Annotated in this window: 1 protein-coding gene; it reads right to left on the bottom strand. The window is 45.2% G+C overall.

The window, feature by feature from the left end:
* Window positions 1–764: elongation factor Tu (locus EO124_RS10115; RefSeq protein WP_127059403.1), on the bottom strand; the 764-nt coding region annotated here is incomplete at both ends.

Raw genomic sequence — 764 nt, 5'->3', positions numbered from 1 at the left:
CCGGTTACGTCAGTTGTACGGAAGTAGAACTGTGGACGGTAGTTGGAGAAGAATGGAGTATGACGGCCACCTTCTTCTTTAGTCAATACGTAAACTTCACCTTTGAATTTAGTGTGTGGGTGAATGGAGCCTGGTTTAGCCAATACTTGACCACGTTCGATGTCTTTGCGGTCTACACCACGAAGAAGAGCACCAACGTTGTCACCTGCTACTGCAGAGTCCAAAGTTTTACGGAACATTTCAAGACCTGTTACTACATAGCTTTCAGCTTTTTCTTTCAAGCCAACGATTTCAACAGTGTCGCCAACTTTAACTTCGCCACGTTCAACACGGCCGGTAGCTACTGTACCACGACCGGTAATTGTGAAAACGTCTTCGACCGGCATCAAGAAAGTTTTGTCAGTGTCGCGTTCAGGAGTTGGGATGTATTCGTCAACTGCCTGCATCAATTCTTTGATTTTTTCTACGTATTTAGGGTCTCCTTCCAAAGCTTTCAAAGCGGAACCTACGATAATAGGTACTTCGTCGCCAGGGAATTCATAAGTAGTAAGAAGATCGCGAACTTCCATTTCTACTAATTCGATCAATTCATCATCGTCAACCATATCTGCTTTGTTCAAGAATACAACGATAGCAGGTACACCTACCTGACGAGCAAGAAGGATGTGTTCACGAGTCTGAGCCATAGGGCCGTCAGTTGCAGCGATAACCAAGATAGCGCCGTCCATCTGAGCAGCACCGGTGATCATGTTTTTAACATAGTC

The organism is Veillonella ratti (genome assembly GCF_003992115.1).
In the GTDB taxonomy this organism is placed as follows: Bacteria; Bacillota; Negativicutes; order Veillonellales; family Veillonellaceae; genus Veillonella_A; species Veillonella_A ratti.
The sequence above is the reverse complement of the archived record's forward strand: the minus strand, read 5'-3'. Positions and strand labels throughout refer to the sequence as shown.